The 16,357-nt window shown below is 75.7% G+C and carries 16 protein-coding genes; 11 read left to right on the plus strand and 5 right to left on the minus strand.

Annotation, left to right across the window (positions count from 1 at the left end; translation table 11 throughout):
- Window positions 1-26 precede the first annotated feature (26 nt).
- The 5 genes from ACGFZL_RS12175 to ACGFZL_RS12195 all read left to right on the plus strand — a co-directional run bounded on the left by ACGFZL_RS12175 (window position 27) and on the right by ACGFZL_RS12195 (window position 4,131).
- A complete protein-coding gene (locus ACGFZL_RS12175; RefSeq protein ID WP_393690819.1) occupies window positions 27-893 on the plus strand; it encodes a polysaccharide deacetylase family protein in 867 nt (288 codons plus the stop codon).
- Window positions 894-902: 9 nt separating this feature from the next.
- Window positions 903-1,070: a hypothetical protein gene (locus ACGFZL_RS12180; RefSeq protein ID WP_393690821.1), complete on the plus strand. Its 168-nt coding sequence runs from the start codon at window positions 903-905 to the stop codon at window positions 1,068-1,070.
- A 38-nt stretch (window positions 1,071-1,108) separates the two neighbouring features.
- Complete coding sequence (locus ACGFZL_RS12185) at window positions 1,109-1,825, plus strand: aminoacyl-tRNA hydrolase (protein ID WP_393690823.1); 717 nt, start codon at window positions 1,109-1,111, stop codon at window positions 1,823-1,825.
- 104 nt (window positions 1,826-1,929) lie between these two features.
- Window positions 1,930-3,246, plus strand: a complete 1,317-nt coding sequence (locus ACGFZL_RS12190; RefSeq protein WP_393690825.1) for a DUF692 domain-containing protein — start codon at window positions 1,930-1,932, stop codon at window positions 3,244-3,246.
- A gap of 90 nt (window positions 3,247-3,336) precedes the next feature.
- The gene (locus ACGFZL_RS12195) at window positions 3,337-4,131 is read left to right on the plus strand and encodes a TIGR04222 domain-containing membrane protein (protein WP_393691227.1); all 795 of its coding nucleotides are present in this window, start codon (window positions 3,337-3,339) and stop codon (window positions 4,129-4,131) included.
- 27 nt (window positions 4,132-4,158) lie between these two features.
- Here the strand turns inward: ACGFZL_RS12195 and hemQ are convergent, their stop codons facing one another.
- Window positions 4,159-4,890, minus strand: coding sequence for a hydrogen peroxide-dependent heme synthase (gene hemQ, locus ACGFZL_RS12200; RefSeq protein ID WP_355170780.1), 732 nt, complete (start codon window positions 4,888-4,890; stop codon window positions 4,159-4,161).
- A 4-nt stretch (window positions 4,891-4,894) separates the two neighbouring features.
- Window positions 4,895-6,355 (minus strand): protoporphyrinogen oxidase, encoded by a 1,461-nt coding sequence (hemG, locus tag ACGFZL_RS12205; RefSeq protein WP_393690828.1) that lies wholly within the window; start codon window positions 6,353-6,355, stop codon window positions 4,895-4,897.
- A gap of 167 nt (window positions 6,356-6,522) precedes the next feature.
- On the opposite strand from hemG, the gene ACGFZL_RS12210 reads away from it, so the two are divergent.
- The 5 genes from ACGFZL_RS12210 (at window position 6,523) to ACGFZL_RS12230 (ending at window position 11,783) form a co-directional block, all read left to right on the plus strand.
- Window positions 6,523-7,545, plus strand: coding sequence for a DUF4349 domain-containing protein (locus tag ACGFZL_RS12210; protein WP_393690830.1), 1,023 nt, complete (start codon window positions 6,523-6,525; stop codon window positions 7,543-7,545).
- Window positions 7,546-7,574: 29 nt separating this feature from the next.
- On the plus strand, window positions 7,575-8,966 hold the full coding sequence (locus ACGFZL_RS12215) for an FAD-dependent oxidoreductase (RefSeq protein ID WP_393690832.1): 1,392 nt from the start codon (window positions 7,575-7,577) through the stop codon (window positions 8,964-8,966).
- A 63-nt stretch (window positions 8,967-9,029) separates the two neighbouring features.
- The gene (locus ACGFZL_RS12220; protein ID WP_393690834.1) at window positions 9,030-9,863 is read left to right on the plus strand and encodes a rhomboid family intramembrane serine protease; all 834 of its coding nucleotides are present in this window, start codon (window positions 9,030-9,032) and stop codon (window positions 9,861-9,863) included.
- Window positions 9,864-9,944: 81 nt separating this feature from the next.
- Window positions 9,945-10,961: a LacI family DNA-binding transcriptional regulator gene (locus ACGFZL_RS12225; protein WP_393690836.1), complete on the plus strand. Its 1,017-nt coding sequence runs from the start codon at window positions 9,945-9,947 to the stop codon at window positions 10,959-10,961.
- A 129-nt stretch (window positions 10,962-11,090) separates the two neighbouring features.
- The gene (locus tag ACGFZL_RS12230) at window positions 11,091-11,783 is read left to right on the plus strand and encodes an alpha/beta fold hydrolase (RefSeq protein WP_393690838.1); all 693 of its coding nucleotides are present in this window, start codon (window positions 11,091-11,093) and stop codon (window positions 11,781-11,783) included.
- Window positions 11,784-11,872: 89 nt separating this feature from the next.
- On the opposite strand, the gene ACGFZL_RS12235 is transcribed toward ACGFZL_RS12230, so the two are convergent.
- The 3 genes from ACGFZL_RS12235 to hemE all read right to left on the minus strand — a co-directional run bounded on the left by ACGFZL_RS12235 (window position 11,873) and on the right by hemE (window position 15,568).
- The gene (locus ACGFZL_RS12235; protein WP_393690840.1) at window positions 11,873-12,952 is read right to left on the minus strand and encodes a 5'/3'-nucleotidase SurE; all 1,080 of its coding nucleotides are present in this window, start codon (window positions 12,950-12,952) and stop codon (window positions 11,873-11,875) included.
- Window positions 12,953-12,986: 34 nt separating this feature from the next.
- Window positions 12,987-14,324, minus strand: coding sequence for an MFS transporter (locus tag ACGFZL_RS12240; protein WP_393690842.1), 1,338 nt, complete (start codon window positions 14,322-14,324; stop codon window positions 12,987-12,989).
- Window positions 14,325-14,500: 176 nt separating this feature from the next.
- Complete coding sequence (gene hemE / locus ACGFZL_RS12245) at window positions 14,501-15,568, minus strand: uroporphyrinogen decarboxylase (RefSeq protein ID WP_393690844.1); 1,068 nt, start codon at window positions 15,566-15,568, stop codon at window positions 14,501-14,503.
- A gap of 104 nt (window positions 15,569-15,672) precedes the next feature.
- On the opposite strand from hemE, the gene ACGFZL_RS12250 reads away from it, so the two are divergent.
- Complete coding sequence (locus tag ACGFZL_RS12250; RefSeq protein ID WP_393690846.1) at window positions 15,673-16,326, plus strand: DUF3000 domain-containing protein; 654 nt, start codon at window positions 15,673-15,675, stop codon at window positions 16,324-16,326.
- Window positions 16,327-16,357 lie beyond the last annotated feature (31 nt).

Consider the following 16,357-nt stretch of genomic DNA (forward strand, 5'->3'; position numbering starts at 1 on the left):
GACGACCACACTCCTACGTTCGTACGGTGATCACTCTCGTACGCCGTGCCGCCGTCCTCAGCGCCTTGGGCGCCGCCCTCGCCGCCTGCGGCACCGCCACCGCCCCGCACGCCCCGCACCCCGGCGCGTCCGCGCCCTCCGCCGCCCCGTCCGCCTCGGCCACCGCGCCCTCCCGGCCGCCCACCCTCGCGCCGGGACCGGCCGGTCTCACGCCGGTCTTCGAGCACGGGCCGCGCGCCGGGGCGAAGACGGTCGCCCTCACCTTCGACGCCGACATGACCGCCGACCAGGGGCCGCGCGCCGCGGCGGGCGAGCAGTTCGACAACCCGCAGCTCATCGCGACGCTGCGGCGGCTGAAGGTGCCGGCCACGGTGTTCATGACCGGCCGCTGGGCCGAGGAGTACCCGGACCAGGCCCGCGCGATCGGCCGGGACCCGCAGTTCGAGATCGCCAACCACTCCTACAGCCACTACTCCTACACCCCCGACTGCTACGGCCTGCCCACCGTGGCGCCCGAGGAGATGCGCCCGGACCTGGAGCGCGCCTACACCGCCTTCCGCAAGGCGGGCGTGCCGAACCCGATGCCGTACTTCCGCTTCCCCGGCGGCTGCCACGACCAGAACTCCCTGAAGGCCCTCGCCGCGACCGGCGTGACGGCCGTGCAGTGGGACGTGGTGAGCGGCGACGCCTTCGCCACCGACGCGGACGCGGTGGCCCGGCAGGTCCTGGAGGGCGTGCGGTCAGGCTCCGTGGTCGTCATGCACTGCACCCGCAGCGCGGCCCCGGTGACCGAGCAGGCGGTCCGCACGATCGTGCCGGCGCTGCGCGAGCAGGGGTACCGGTTCGTGAAGGTGTCGGAGCTGATCGGGGCGAGCACGGGGCGGGCGTCCTAAGGTGGCGGGATGAGCGCGGAAGTGACGACCGGGGACGAGCGGGAGGCCGGCGGGCCGGTGTACGCGGAGTGCGTGCTGTGCCAGGAGCCCACCGAGTATCCCGAAGCGCACCGGGGCATCACCCTCTGCCCGGTCTGCGAGTGGCAAGAGGCGCAACGGACGGCCTGCTCGGGCTGAGCGACGGAGCAAGGCCCCGGGCTTGGCAGACTGGGGGCGTGACTTATGAGCAGGCGCCCGTCAGCGACAGCCCCTTCCGCCCCGAGCCCGGTGACCGCGACCTCGCGCCGCAGTTCGTCCTGCCGCTCGTCGTCCGCATCGAACGCGCCGAGCCGCCCGCCCGTACCGACGCCCTGGAGGCGGCGGCGCGGGCGGTGCTGGTGATCCTCGGCGACGAGCGGTCCAGCGGCGACGGCGAGTGGGCGCGGGCGATGCGGGACTGGCAGGACGCCCGGATCCGCAAGGTGGTGCGCCGGGCGCGCGGCGCGGAGTGGCGGCGCGCGGAGGCGCTGCCCGGCATCACGGTGACCACCGGCTCCGCCGAGGTGCGGGTCTTTCCGCCGGTCCCGCTGGACGGCTGGCCCAAGGACCTGGCCCGCCTCCAGGTCTCCGGCACCGACCTCGACGACCCGGAGCCCCCGGCCGCCCCCGATCTCGCGGCGCCGGTGCTGTGGATGAACCCGGACCTCGGCATGTCGGCCGGCAAGGCGATGGCGCAGGCCGGGCACGGTGCCCAGCTCGCCTGGTGGGAGCTGACGGAGCCGCAGCGGGCCGCCTGGCGCGCGGCCGGCTACCCGCTTGCGGTGCGGGAGGCGGACCCGGCCCGCTGGGACGGCCTCACCGCGAGCGGCCTCCCGGTGGTGCGCGACGCCGGCTTCACGGAGATCGCCCCGGGCTCGTGCACGGTGGTCGCCGACCATCCGGCGCTGCGATAAGGGGCCGGGCGGGAAGCTCAAGTCTTGCTCTGAACATCCGGCAGCAGGGTTCGGCGCCGGCCGCCCGGGCCATATCCCCCGCAGACGGACGGGGGAGGAAGCGCATGGAGCGACTGGGAACCGGCATCGGATGGCGCCCGGAGATCGCCGACGCCGTGGAGCGGATGCCCGGCGTCGACTGGGTCGAGGCCGTGGCCGAGAACCTGTGCCCCGGCCATCTGCCCGACTCCCTGCTGCGGCTGCGCGAGCGGGGCGTCACCGTCGTCCCGCACGGCGTCTCGCTCGGCCTCGGCGACGCCGAGCGCCCCGACCCGGGCCGGCTGGCGGCGCTGGCGGAGCGGGCCGAGGCGCTGGGGTCGCCCCTGGTCACCGAGCACATCGCGTTCGTGCGGGCCGGCGGCGCGCTCACCGCCTCCCCCGCCCTGGAGGCCGGCCACCTGCTGCCGGTGCCGCGCACCCGCGACGCCCTGGACGTGCTCTGCGCCAACGTGCGGATCGCCCAGGACGCCCTGCCGGTGCCGCTCGCCGTGGAGAACATCGCCGCCCTGCTCGCCTGGCCCGGCGAGGAGCTGACCGAGGGCCAGTTCCTCTACGAGCTGGCCGACCGCACCGGCGTCCGGCTGCTCATCGACGTGGCGAACCTCCACACCAACCGGGTCAACCGCGGCGAGGACCCCGCCGAGGCGCTGCGCGACCTGCCGCTGGAGGCGCTGGCGTACGTCCATGTCGCGGGCGGCTTCGAGCGGGACGGCGTCTGGCACGACAGCCACGCCCACCCGGTGCCGGAGCCGGTCCTGGGCATCCTGACCGACCTGGCCTCGCTGGCGGAGCCGCCGGGCGTGCTCCTGGAGCGCGACGAGAACTTCCCCGCGCCGGAGGAGCTGGCGGGCGAGCTGGGGGCGATCCGCACGGCGGTGGCCAAGGGCCGCGCCGCCGCCGGGCACCGGTCCGCACCGGCTCCCACCGTGGCCGTGGCCGCCCGCCCGGACGTGGCACCGGTCGACGACGCCGTACGTCAGCGCCTCGGGCTCGCCCAGGCCGCGCTGCTGTCCGCCCTGGTGGCCGACACCCCCGTGCCCGAGGGGTTCGACCGGACGCGGCTCGCCGTGCAGGCCCGGGCGCTCGCCGGGAAGCGCGCCGACGTGGTCGCCAAGGTCGCCCCCGAACTGCCGGAGATCCTCGGCACCGGCTACCGGCCGGCGTTCGTCGCGTACGCCAAGGACCGCCCGCTGACCGGCGGTTACCGCCGCGACGCCCTCGACTTCGCCGCCTGGCTCCTCGACGCCGGGCGGGTGGTGGACGCCGGGGCGCGGCAGGAGGTGCGGGAGTGGTGGCGGGAGCGGTCGGGGTCGGTGCCGTACTCGCGCCGGCCGGGGGTCCGGCTGGCCCGCGCCACCCGGCGGGTGCTGCTGCGCCGCTGACGGCGGCACAGGCGTCCCACCTGGTGTCCCACGTCCCGGAATGTGGAAAGCCCATGGCGCCGACGTGTGCATCTGGCATACAAGTACGGCATGTTCTGGGCCCTCTTCCTCCTGCCGGCCTGGGCCGTCGCCGGCTCCGCGTGCCTGCGGCTGTGCCTGGCCGCCGTCCGCGCGGCGGCCACCGCGCCGGAAGCCGCCGGTGACGACCGCGCGCTGACCCTGTACGAGGCCGCGTTCCTGTCCGGCGGCCCTCGGCGGGTCGCCGACCTGACCCTCGTCTCCATGGCCCGCCAGCGCCGGCTGCTGCTCGCGCACACCGGCTGGGCGACCGTGGTCGATCCGCGCGGGCGGGACGAGATGGAGCGGTCGGTCATCGGGGCGATAGGCCCGGGCGGGCAGTCCCGGATAGCGCCGGTGCGGGCGGCGGCGGCCGGCACGGAGGCGGTGCGCGGGCTCGCCGACCGGCTGGTGGGCGCGGGCCTGGCGGTGCAGGACGGAGCAGGCAGCATCGCGGCGGGGGTGCGGCGGGTGCGCCTCGCCGCGCTGGCCGTGTGCGCGCTGGCCGCCCTCGCGCTGGCGCTGCCTGTGCCCAGCGACCTGCCGGACCGGCTGGTCGCCCTGTGGTTCGCGCTGCCCCTGGCGCTGACGCTGGGCAGCCTGCTCATCGCGCGGATGGAGGTCCACCCGTACTCGCGCTGGGCCTCCCCCGCCGGGCAGCGGCTCCTCACCGCCCTCACCCGGCGGCCCGGCGCGCCGGCGGACGACCCGGCCCAGCTGACCGCGGTGGCCCTGCTCGGCGTGCACGCCGTCGGCGAGCCCGACCTGCGGGCGGCCTTCGCGCACCGCGAGCGGTACCTGGAGGAGCCGGCGGCGCCGGGGCACTGAGCGCCCCGGCGTCCCGTTCAGGGGGTGTCAGGCGAGGCCGGCCACCAGGTCGGCGACGTCCTTGCGGCGGCCGGTGTAGAACGGCACCTCCTCGCGGACGTGCATCCGGGCCTCGGAGGCGCGCAGGTGGCGCATGAGGTCGACGATCCGGTACAGCTCGTCGGACTCGAAGGCGAGGAGCCACTCGTAGTCGCCCAGCGAGAAGGAGGCGACCGTGTTGGCCCGCACGTCCGGGTAGCCGCGGGCCATCTTGCCGTGGTCGGCGAGCATGCGGCGGCGGTCCTCGTCGGGCAGCAGGTACCAGTCGTAGGAGCGCACGAAGGGGTAGACGCTGACGTAGTCCCGGGGCGTCTCGTCGGCGAGGAAGGCCGGGATGTGCGAGCGGTTGAACTCGGCGGGGCGGTGCAGCGCCATGTTCGACCACACCGGGGCGAGCGCGCGGCCGAGGCGGGTGCGGCGGAAGAGGTTGTACGCCTCCTGGAGCTGGTCGGCGGTCTCGGCGTGCCACCAGATCATCACGTCGGCGTCGGCGCGCAGCCCGGAGACGTCGTAGGTGCCGCGGACGACGACGTCCTTGGCGGCGAGTTGGTCGAACAGCTGCTGGACCTCGTCGGCCCAGCCGGCGCGGTCCTCGGGCAGCGCGTCCTTCAGCTGGAAGACGGACCACAGGGTGTAGCGGATGACCTCGTTGAGGTCCTTGGCCAGCTTGCCCTTGTTGGGGATCCGGTCGGCGGCGGGGGTGGCGGCGGCGTCACTCATGGCCCTATTCTCCCGCCCCGCCGTGCGGGCTCTGCACCGGGTGGGCGGCGAGGTCCCGCTCGGCCGCCGCGTCGCCCAGGATCCGGTCGACGGCCGCGTACGCGCTCGCGATGCTCGCCGGGATGCCGACGCCGTCGTAGGCCGCCCCGCACACGGCCAGGCCGGGCAGCTTGGCGACCTGGTCGCGGACGCGGGCCACGCGCGCGTGGTGGCCGACGGGGTACTGCGGCAGGCCGTCGTCCCAGCGGGTGACGCGGGTGGCGACGGGGGTGGCGGTGAGGCCGGTGGCCTGTTCGAGGTCGTGGCGGGAGACGGCCACCAGGTCGTCGTCGTCGCGACCGAGGATCTCCGTCTCGCCGTGCCGGCCGACCGAGGTGCGCAGCACCATCAGGTCCGGGTCCTGGTCGGCGATCCACCGCCACTTGCGGGAGGCGAAGGTGGACGCCTTGATGGTGCGCCCGTCGACCGGGGGCACCAGGAAGCCGCTGCCCTCGGGGAGCGCGGCCGTCTCGGCGCGGCGGTAGGCGAGGGTGACCAGGGCCATGGAGGCGTACTCCACGCCGGCCAGGTCGGCCGCGGCGGCGGGCGCCTCGGCGGCGAGCAGCGCGGCGGCGGCCGGCGCGGGGGCCGCGACGACGACCGCGTCGGCGCGCAGTTCGCGCCCGGCGGCGGCGATCCGCCAGCCGTGCGGGGCGGTGCGGCGCAGCTCCGTCACGCGCGCGTGGGTGACGATCTCGCCGCCGCGCGCCCGGACCGACTCGGCGACGGCGAGGGGCAGCGTGCCGACGCCGCCGGCCAGGCCGGCGAAGACCGGGCCGGCGTCGGGGGCGGCGGCGGTGCGGGCCTGGATCGCGCGGACGGCCTCGGTGAGCGAGGTGTGCCTGCGGGCCGCCGCGAAGAGCTGGGGGACGGCCGAGCGCAGGGAGATGCGGTAGGCGTCGCCGGCGTAGACCCCGCCGAGCAGCGGCTCCACCAGGCGGTCGACGACCTCGCGGCCGAGGCGGGCGGCCACGTACTCCCCCACCGCCACGTCGTCGCCGACCTCGGTGCGCGGCAGTTCGGCGTCCTGGGCGATGCGGGCGAGGCCCTCCTCGGACAGCACGCCGGCCAGCGCGGCGGCGGTGCCGGGGACGCCCATGACGTGGCCCTTGGGCATGGGGCGCAGGGCGCCGCGGGTCCACAGGGCGGCGGTGGCGGTGGCCGGCGCCTGGAGGCGCTCGGCGAGGCCGACCTCGCGGGCCAGGCCGACCGCCTCGGGGCGGCGGGCCAGCATCGACTCGGCGCCCAGGTCGACGCGGACGCCGGCGACCTCGCCGGGCAGCAGCTTCCCGCCGACCCGCCCGGACGCCTCGAGCACCGTCACGCGGGCGCCCCGCTCCAGCAGCCGGTGCGCTGCGGCGAGCCCGGCGACACCGGCCCCGATGACGACGACGTGGCCCCGGGTCGGTGTCTGGTCTGCGCTCATGTCCCCAGCGTCTCAGACCGGGACGGCGGCTTCCCGGGCCGGTCCGGCGAGTCCGGACCGTGACCACTTCGGGACCGTTCCGCGTCGGCGTGCGGGCCGCTTCGCACGTCTGAGGAACGACGGCGGGGACAGGCCGGCCGTCCCATGATCCTCGGGGGGTGTGCGCCATGCGCACAGCACGTTCCGTACGATCCGTCCACGCCGCGGCCGGGCTGCTGCTCGCCGCGGCCCTCGCGCTGACCGGGTGCAGCGCGGCGGACAGCTCCGACTCCGGCGGCTCGGGCGACAAGGCCGCCGCGCGGTCCGACGGCAAGCCCGGGGCCCGTTCGGACGACGGGAGCGGCGCGGCCGGGAGCGACGGGGCCGCCGGCGGCAAGGCGCAGGCGTCCGCGCCGCCGAAGCTGACGCCGAGCCACATCATCCGCACCGTCTCGCTGTCCGTGCAGGTCAAGGACACCGCCAAGGCGCTCGCCGCCGCCCGCACGGCGACGGAGAACGCCGGCGGCTACGTCGGCGACGAGGACACCGCCCGGGACGAGGAGGGCCGCGAGGAGACCCAGGTCACGCTGCGGGTGCCCGTGGAGCGCTACGAGGCGGTCCTCGCCGACCTGGAGGGCGCCGGGAGGCTGCTCGAGCGCAACGCCAAGGCGGAGGACGTCGGCGACCAGGTCGTGGACGTGGAGAGCCGGGTGAAGTCGCAGCGGGCCAGTGTGGCCCGGGTGCGGGAGCTGATGGACCGGGCCACCCGGCTGAGCGACGTGGTGGAGCTGGAGGGGGAGCTGAGCAGCCGCCAGGCGGAGCTGGAGTCGCTGCTGGCCCGGCAGGCGGCGCTGAAGGACCGCACCAGCCTGGCCACCATCACGCTCTCCCTCTCCGAGGCACCGGTGAAGCCGGTCGTGAAGGACGAGGACGACGACGACCCCGGCTTCCTGGACGCGCTGGCGGGCGGCTGGGACGTCTTCGTGACGATGCTGCGCTGGATCGTGGTGGTCCTCGGCGCGGCGCTGCCCTTCCTCGCGGTGGCGGCGCTGGCGGTGCTGGTGTGGACGCGGCTCCATCCGGCCCGGCGGACGCGCCGCGAGCGCCCGGCGCCGAACGGCCCCGCCGTGCCCGCCCAGCCGCTGACCGGCCCGCTGCCGACGCACCGGGCCGCGCAGCACGAGGAGGGCGAGGGCGGCGCACGGGACTGAACCGCCCGCGCCCACGTAGCGTGTCCCGCATGACGCGCAACGGTGAGCGGGAGCGGCTGGTCGTGGTGGGCGGCGACGCGGCGGGGATGTCCGCCGCGTCGCAGGCCCGCCGCCTGCGGGGCGAGGACGAGCTGGAGATCGTGGCCTTCGAACGCGGCCACTTCACCTCGTACTCCGCGTGCGGCATCCCGTACTGGGTCGGCGGCGACGTGGACGAGCCGGACGACCTGGTGGCCCGCACCCCCGAGGAGCACCGGGCGCGCGGCATCGACCTGCGCATGCGCACCGAGGTGACCGCGCTCGACGTGGGCGGCCGGCGGGTCCGCGCCCGGGACGTGGCCACCGGGGCCGAGTCCTGGACGTCGTACGACAAGCTGGTCGTCGCCACCGGCGCCCGCCCGATCCGGCCCGACATGCCGGGCGTCGACGCGGCCGGGGTGCACGGGGTGCAGACGCTGGACGACGGCGAGGCGCTGCTCGACACGCTGAAGGGGGCGCGGGGGAAGCGCGCGGTGGTGGTCGGCGCCGGGTACATCGGCGTGGAGATGGCCGAGGCGCTGATCAACCGGGGCTACGAGGTGACGGTCGTCAACCGCGGCCGGGAGCCGATGTCCACGCTCGACCCGGACATGGGCCGCCTGGTGCACGAGGCGATGGAGGGCCTCGGCATCACGATGGTGAACGACGCGGAGGTGACCGAGCTGGCCACCGACGACGACGGGCGGGTGCGGGCGGTGGTCACGAAGGACGCCGAGTTCCCCGCGGACGTGGTGGTGCTGGGCATCGGTGTGCGCCCCGAGACCGCGCTCGCCGCGGACGCCGGGCTGCCGCTGGGCGCGCACGGCGGGCTGCTGACCGACAAGGCGATGCGGGTGCGCGGGCACCGGGACATCTGGGCGGGCGGCGACTGCGTCGAGGTGCTCGACCTGGTCTCGGGCCAGGAGCGGCACATCCCGCTCGGCACCCACGCCAACAAGCACGGCCAGGTCATCGGCACCAACGCGGGCGGCGGGTACGCCACCTTCCCGGGCGTGGTCGGCACGGCGGTCAGCAAGGTGTGCGACCTGGAGATCGCGCGGACCGGGCTGCGCGAGAAGGACGCGGAGCGGGTGGGGCTGCGCTTCGTGGCCGTGACCATCGAGTCCACCAGCCGGGCCGGGTACTACCCGGGGGCGTCGCCGATGACGGTGAAGATGCTGGCCGAACTGCGCACCGGCCGACTCCTCGGCGTGCAGATCGTCGGCCGGGAGGGCGCGGGCAAGCGGGTGGACGTCGGCGCGGTGGCCCTGACCGCCGGGATGACGGTGGAGCAGATGACGGCCCTGGACCTGGGCTACGCGCCACCGTTCTCCCCGGTCTGGGACCCGGTCCTGGTGGCGGCCCGCAAGGCGGTGGCGGCGGTGCGCTCGCACACCCCCTGACACGTACGGAGGCGTTCCGGGGGCACACCGGTTCGCGCCCGGCCCGTCGGGCACATGTCTTGCGTGGTCATCCCCGTTCATGACGTGAACCCGACGCGCCGCACCCCGTGGGTGACGTACGCGCTGATCGCCGCCAACCTGGCGGTGTTCCTGACCATGCCCGGCATGGCCGACTCCCTGACCGGCGGCGCGTCGCTGGCGCAGACCTGCCGCCTGGACGCCTTCCTCGGCCACTGGGCCGCGGTCCCGCAGGAGCTGATCCACCACACCCTCCCGCGCCTGGTCCCCACCGGCGCCACCGGGACGGGCCCGCAGGGCGCGGGCTGCGTGATCGGCCCGCCGGACTACGACAAGTCCCCCGAACTCAGCGTCCTGACCGCGATGTTCCTGCACGGCGGCTGGCTGCACCTGCTGGGCAACATGCTCTTCCTGTGGATCTTCGGCAACAACGTCGAGGACCGCATGGGCCACCTCCCCTTCCTCCTCTTCTACGGCGTCTGCGGCTACGCGGCGACCTACGGCTTCGCCCTCCTCGACCCCGCCTCGCGCACCCCGCTGATCGGCGCCTCGGGCGCGATCGCCGGCGTCCTCGGCGCGTACCTGGTCCTCTATCCGCGCGCCCGCGTCTGGGTCCTCGTCCCCTTCCTGATCTTCCTGCCCCTCCGCCTCCCGGCCTGGCTGGTCCTCGGCCTCTGGTTCGTCCTGCAGGCGCTCTACTCCTACGGCGGCGCCGTCTCCGCCGACGCGGGCACCGTCGCCTACGGCGCCCATGTGGCGGGCTTCCTCCTCGGCATGCTGATCGCGGTGCCGCTCAGGCGCGGCACTCCCCCACCGCCGGAGCCGCCCGGCATCCTCTTCGGCCGGCGGGCCCGGCAGCCCCGGCAGGCCCACTGGTGACAGCGGGGCCCCCGAGACGGCCGCGATAGGGTGAATCGCGACCGGCCGGACGGGTCGTTCCGCGAGCCGAGGAAGGTCGCCATGGGGAGTGAGCCGACGCGGCCGTCCGCCGTCACCAGCGCGGATGTGGCGCGGCTGGCCGGGGTCTCCCGGGCCACCGTCTCCTTCGTCCTGAACAACACCGAGCTGAGCCGGGTCAGCGCGGCGACGCGGGAGCGCGTCCGGCGGGCGGCCGACGAGCTGGGCTACGTCCCGCACGCCGCGGCCCGTTCGCTGCGGGCGGGGCGCAGCAACCTGGTGCTGATGCCGGCCTCCGTCTCCGCGCTCGGCAGCCTGGTCAGCGCGTGGGTGGACGACCTGCACGGCGAGCTGGAGCGGCGCGGCTGCACCAGCGTGCTGCACGCGGGGCGCTACCCCGACGGCACGTCCGCCGCCCGCGCCTGGGCCGAGCTGCGGCCGGTCGCGGTGCTGGCCCTGGAGGGCGTGGATCCGGTGGCCGCCGCGATACTCCACCGGGCCGGGGTGCGGGCGGTGGTGGCCCTCGCCGGGCATCCCACCGAGGGCGTGCACCTCGTCCCCTTCGACCACGCCCGGATCGGCACCCTCGCCGCCGGGCACCTGCTCGCCCGCGGCCGGCGCCGCATCGGCGTCGTCATGCCGCACGAGAGGGGCCTCGCGACCTTCGCCGGGCCGCGTCTGGAGGGGGCCCGGGAGGCGGTGCCGTCCGGCGAGGGCGAGGTCGTCGCGCTGGACATGGCGTACACCGGTGACTCCGCCGCCGAGGTGGCCCGGCGGGTCGGGGCGCTCGGCCTGGACGGGGTGTTCGCCTACAACGACGAGTACGCCACCCTGCTGCTGCACGCCCTGCGCGCGGCGGGCACCGACGTGCCGGGCACGGTGGCCGTCATGGGCTGCGACGACCTGGTGCCCTCGGCGCTCCAGTCCCCCTCCCTCACCAGCATCCGCCTGGACGGGCCGACGCCGGCGCGGGTCGCGGAGCTGGTGTCGGCGCTGATCGAGGGCGCGGCGCCGCCCGAGGTGGGCGGCGTGGAGCCGACGCTCGTGGTGCGCGGCTCCACCGGGACGCCCCGGGACTGACCTCCGCCGGGGCCGCCAAGGTCTTGAATCGGCGGAGAGGCGACGCAACACTGTCAGTTACACGTGTAACGCACGTTCGCGAGCGTCCACAGACGGCACCCGCCCGACCCGCACCCCAGAGGAGACCCCGTGCGACTCAACGTCCACGAGCAAGGCACCGCCGAACGCACCGCCCTGCTCATCCACGGCGGCATGTCCGACCACCGCACCTGGCACGCCGTCACCGACCACTTGGCCGGGCTCGGTTACCGCGTCCTCGCCCCCGACCTGCGCGGTCACGGCGCCAGCCCGCGCGGCGCGTACCGCCCGGAGCTGCTCGCCGACGACCTGGTGGAGAGCCTGCCGGCCGGCGCCGACCTGGCCGTCGGCCACTCGCTGGGCGGGCTCGCGCTCGCGCACGCCGTGGGGCGGCTGCGCCCGGCCCGGGCGGTCTACTCCGACCCGGGCTTCATGCTCGGCAACGTGCCCACCACGGCGACCCCCGCCATGGCCCGGATGGCCGCCACCGCCACGGCGGAGTCGGTGCGCGCGATGAACCCCCGCTGGTCGGAGGCGGACGTGGCGGCGGAGCTGGCCGGGTTCGCCCTGTTCGACCCGGAGTTCTTCACCGCCCTGCCCGCCTTCCCGCAGGACTACCTGCCGGCCGCCGCCGAGGTGCCCTCCCTGGTCCAGCTCGCCGACCCCAGCCTGTGCCTCACGGCGGAAGACGCGGCCCGGCTGAAGGAGGCCGGCTTCGAGATCCGTACGGTCCCCGGCGCCGGGCACTGCGTCCACCGGGACGACCCCGCGGGCTTCCTGGCCTCGCTGGACGGCTGGATCTGACGGCCCGTCCGGCGGACATGACGGGGCCCCGGCGCGGGGAGGGGAGCGCCGGGGCCCTGTGCCGTACCTGTGCCGTGAGGGGGCCGGCGTCAGCCCCGACCGCGTACGTACCGCGCGAGCCGGCCCGCGTCCTGCCCGGTGTACGTGCGGTCCGGGCCGACCGGCGTCACCGTCACGTACCCCCGCTCGAGCAGCGTGAAGTCGGCGTCGGGCTTGCGCTCGGGGCGGCAGCCCTCCGCGCCCGGCGCGCAGAGCGCCCCGCCGACGGCGAAGGTGTCGGCGCCCTCGGCCGTGTAGACGGGGCGGACCAGGCGCCGGGTGCCGACGGACGTCCAGGCGGTGCCGCGGGGCCGCTGACCCGGCGCCAGGTGCGGGTGGTTGACGTTCACCACGTACCGCGCCTGGAGCAGGTGGCGGCGGCGCAGTTCGCCGATGAAGCCGGCGCCGAAGTCGGCGGTCGCCCGGTAGGTGCGGTCGGTGACCGCGGGGGCGGCCGGGGCGGCGGGGTCGTAGGAGCTGTTGAGGGCGACGGCGGGCACTCCCTCGTCGATCGCCGCCAAGGCGGCGCCCAGCGTGCCCGACTCGTTGACGACCGACGCGGCGTTGGGCCCGAAGTTGCTGCCCGAGACGACCAGCGAGGGCCCGTCCCGCCAGCCGGCCTTCGCGGCCAGCGCCCCACCGGTCGCGAGGCGCACCGTGTCGGCCGGGGTGGCGCCCGGCGCGTCGGGCCCGCAGGGTGCCGCGCCCTTGCAGACGCCGTAGACGGCGCCCCGGGCGGGGGCGGTCGCGCAGTCGCCGGCGTACGACTCCGGCAGGGCGGTGCGCCGGGCCAGGGTGAGCCGGCCGCCGGCGGTGGCGCCGGTGCCGGCGCCGCTCTGGTTGGCCCAGGGCGCCATGACGACGACGTCCGCGCCGGCCGCGCACAGCGCGCGCCGCACCTCGTAGAGGCCCTTGCCGTCGGAGGCGTCGGGGCGGGCCATCCGCATGGAGTCGTCGTTGGTGAGGAGGACCCGAAGGCCGGTGAGGGGGCGCGGGTCGGCGGGCCGGTGCGCGGGCGCGGCCGGGCGGCGGGCCTCGGCGGTCGCCGTAGCCGTCGTCGTGGTGGCCAGGAGCAGGGCGGTGGCGGCGGCGCCGAGCGCGGCACGCCGGTGGCTGACGTACTTCTTCACGGGGACCTCCGTAGACGGGAATCGGCGAGAGGACTCAGCGGACACCGCGCACCCGCAGCACCCCGAAGGCGCCGATGAGGGAGACGACGGCGGCGACCGGGAAGAGCGCCTCGTAGCCGCCGGCCGCGACGATCCAGCCGGCGAGGGTCGGGGCGAGGATCTGCGGCCCCGCGTTGGCGATGTTGATGACGCCCAGGTCCTTGCCGGCGTCCTCGGTGCGGGGCAGCACCTTGGTGATCAGGGCCATGTCGACGGCCATGTACACCCCGAAGGCCAGGCCGCCGGCGATGTTGTACGCCAGCATCCCGTTCTCCGTCGGCGAGGCGATCGGGATCGTCAGGGCCACCGCCGCCGCCACGCCGGAGCCGAGCACGAAGGGCTTGACCCGGCCGACCCGGTCGACCAGCGGCCCGACCAGGACGGAGGCGGCGACGGTGCACACCGCGTTGACGACCATCAGGAAGCCGACCGTGGGCAGCAGGTCCTGGGGCGGGATGTGGATGTGGTCGGCGAGGAGGTACAGGTTGTACGTCAGGACGATGAAGTAGCCGAGCAGCACGCCGAGCCGGGACAGGAACGCCCAGGCGAAGTCGGGGTGTTGCCGCGGGCTCACCCAGAAGTTGGCCAGGAAGGCGCGCGGCGAGAAGGGCTCCCGGGGCAGGGCGCGGGCGTCGGAGTCGGGGGACGCGAGGGTGAAGACCAGGGCGGCGGCCACCACGGTCGCCGCGATCAGGTAGTAGCCGTCCGCGCCGGTGAACCGGCCGCCGAACCCGCCGATCACCCCGCTCACTCCGAACTTCGTGCCCGGCACGCCGCCGATGACCAGTGCCGCGGCGATGGTGCCGAGCGGGACGCCGAGGCCGACGAGGGCGGAGAAGGTGCCGTACCGGACGGGCGGCACCCGGTCGGGCATCGTGGCGGTCAGCGCGGCCTGGTAGCCGTTCATGACGAACTGCACGACGCCCCAACTCAGGCCGAGGGTGGCGATGGTCGCGGCCTGCGCCTGGAGCACCAGGGCGAGCGCGCCGAGCACGGCGCACAGCAGGATCCAGGGGGCGCGGCGGCCGAACCGGGAGCGGGTGCGGTCCGAGAGCTGGCCGAAGACCGGGTTCCCGATGGTGGCGAGCACCGCGCCCGTGGTGCCGGCGGTGGACAGGGCGGTGGTGTCGTTGGTGCCGGTGATCTGCGCGACCTGGAGCGGCAGCAGGAAGCTGCCGACGCCGAGCCACAGCAGGTAGAGGGCGACGTTGGCCAGGGGCAGCGTGGCGACGAGCAGGCCGGGGCGGCGCGGTGCGGCGGCGGGCCTCTGGAGTGGCGTGGCGGCGACGGGCGCGGAGACCGCCGCCCCGCCTTCGGAAAGTGAATGGCTCATTCTGACCCCTCGCGGTGCGGTGCGGGTGGATGAGCGGAGCGTAGGTTACACGTGTTAGCACCGAAAGGGAGCGGGCGGCCGGTTATGCATTCGTGACCTGAACGCGGGCATCGACGTCGTAGGGCGCGACCGTTCACCGGTCGCGCCCTACGGGGGTTCTGGAGGGGGTGTGCGGGTCAGCGGGCCGTCCGCGCGTGGACGTACTCCACGAGGTGGGTCAGCGCGTCGGGGTCGGTGTTCGGCATGACGCCGTGGCCGAGGTTGAAGACGTGGCCCTCCAGGCCGGCCGCCGCGTCGAGCACCCGGTCGGTCTGCGCCTCGATGACGTCCCGGTCGGTGAAGAGGACCGTCGGGTCGAGGTTGCCCTGGAGCGCCTTGCCCGGGCCGACCCGGCGCGCGGCCTCGTCCAGCGGGACGCGGAAGTCGACGCCGACGACGTCCGCGCCGGCCTCGCCCATCGGGCCGAGCAGCTCACCGGTGCCGACGCCGAAGTGGATGCGGGGGACGCCGTAGCCGGCGACGGCGTCGAGGACCTTGGCGGAGGCCGCCATGACCGAGCGCCGGTAGTCGGCGGGGGCGAGTGCGCCGGCCCAGGAGTCGAAGAGCTGTACGGCGCTCGCGCCGGCCTCGATCTGCACCTTCAGGAAGGCGGCGGTGATGTCGGCGAGGCGGTCGAGGAGGTCGGCCCACAGCTCGGGGTCGCCGTACATCATCGCCTTGGCGTTCTCGTACGTGCGGGACGGGCCGCCCTCGACGAGGTAGCTCGCGAGGGTGAACGGGGCGCCGGCGAAGCCGATCAGCGGGGTGGCGCCCAGCTCGCCGGTGAGCTGCCGGACGGCCTCGGTGACGTACCAGACGTCCTCGGGGGTGAGGTCGCGCAGCCGGGCCAGGTCGGCGCGGGTGCGCACGGGCTGCTCGACGACCGGGCCGACGCCGGGCTTGATGTCGAGGTCGATGCCGATGGCCTTGAGCGGGACGACGATGTCGCTGTAGTAGACCGCCGCGTCCACGCCGTGCCGGCGCACCGGCTGGAGGGTGATCTCGGTGACCATGTCGGGCCGCGCGCAGGACTCGAGCATCGGCACGCCCTCGCGCACCTTGCGGTACTCCGGCAGCGAGCGCCCGGCCTGCCGCATGAACCACACGGGGGTGTGCGGCACAGGCTCACGCCTGCACGCCTTGAGGAAGGCGGAGTCGTACGTGGCGGTCGGCTGCTGGCCCGCGGGGCTCTGGATGGCACTCACGGGCGCAAGTCTCCCACGCCCCCGGGACGTGGTGATCCGGACATCGCGTCGGCGCACGGGTGTCCTCCCGGCGCCGGGGCGCCGTTCCGCTTAACCTTCCCCGCATGGCTGCGGCTCAGGGACGACTGTCGGACGACGCCGGCGGAATGGACGATGTGCAGGACACCGAAGAGGTACCGGGCCCCTTCCGGGCGGCCGTCGAGGCGCTGCGGGCGGCCCGGCTGCGACCCCAGATCGAGGTGGAGGCGGTGCGCCCGCCCCAGCGCCTCGCGCCGTTCGCGCACGCCCTGGAGGCGGCGGTGGTGGACGGCGAGGAGGACCTCGCCGACGGGCGCCTGATCCTGCTGCACGACCCGGCCGGGCACGACGCCTGGCGGGGCACCTTCCGGCTGGTGACCCTGGTACGGGCGGAGCTGGAGGCGGAGATGGCCGCCGACCCGCTGCTGCCGGAGGTCTGCTGGACCTGGCTGACCGGCGCCCTCCAGGCGCGCGGGCTGTCCTGCGGCGAGCCCAGCGGCACGGTCACGCGCGCGAGCTCCCACTACTTCGGCGGCCTCTCGGCCCGCCCGTCCGCCTCGCAGATCGAGATCCGGGCGTCCTGGACGCCGCGCGAGGGCCTGGGCGGCGTGCCGGACGCGGCCGGGCACCTGGCGGCCTGGTGCGACCTCCTGGCCCAGGTCGCGGGCCTGCCACCGGCCGGCCCGGGCGACGCGTCGGTGGTGACACTGCCGCAGCGACGGGGGCCGCGAACGCCTTGAGCTTGCCGGGCGAAGCTCAGGCTGTCCTCAA

This window comes from Streptomyces sp. NPDC048182, assembly GCF_043202555.1.
Classification (GTDB): Bacteria; Actinomycetota; Actinomycetes; order Streptomycetales; family Streptomycetaceae; genus Streptomyces.

What these genes read in the sequence shown, in the direction of transcription:
- hemQ (WP_355170780.1), bottom strand. Translation starts at nt 4,890, where the DNA reads ATGAGTGACGCCGCCGCCACCCCCGCCGCCGACCGGATCCCCAACAAG.
- hemG (WP_393690828.1), bottom strand. Translation starts at nt 6,355, where the DNA reads ATGAGCGCAGACCAGACACCGACCCGGGGCCACGTCGTCGTCATCGGG.
- ACGFZL_RS12210 (WP_393690830.1), top strand. Translation starts at nt 6,523, where the DNA reads ATGCGCACAGCACGTTCCGTACGATCCGTCCACGCCGCGGCCGGGCTG.
- ACGFZL_RS12225 (WP_393690836.1), top strand. Translation starts at nt 9,945, where the DNA reads ATGGGGAGTGAGCCGACGCGGCCGTCCGCCGTCACCAGCGCGGATGTG.
- ACGFZL_RS12250 (WP_393690846.1), top strand. Translation starts at nt 15,673, where the DNA reads ATGGCTGCGGCTCAGGGACGACTGTCGGACGACGCCGGCGGAATGGAC.
- ACGFZL_RS12215 (WP_393690832.1), top strand. Translation starts at nt 7,575, where the DNA reads ATGACGCGCAACGGTGAGCGGGAGCGGCTGGTCGTGGTGGGCGGCGAC.
- ACGFZL_RS12240 (WP_393690842.1), bottom strand. Translation starts at nt 14,324, where the DNA reads ATGAGCCATTCACTTTCCGAAGGCGGGGCGGCGGTCTCCGCGCCCGTC.
- ACGFZL_RS12180 (WP_393690821.1), top strand. Translation starts at nt 903, where the DNA reads ATGAGCGCGGAAGTGACGACCGGGGACGAGCGGGAGGCCGGCGGGCCG.
- ACGFZL_RS12195 (WP_393691227.1), top strand. Translation starts at nt 3,337, where the DNA reads ATGTTCTGGGCCCTCTTCCTCCTGCCGGCCTGGGCCGTCGCCGGCTCC.
- ACGFZL_RS12190 (WP_393690825.1), top strand. Translation starts at nt 1,930, where the DNA reads ATGGAGCGACTGGGAACCGGCATCGGATGGCGCCCGGAGATCGCCGAC.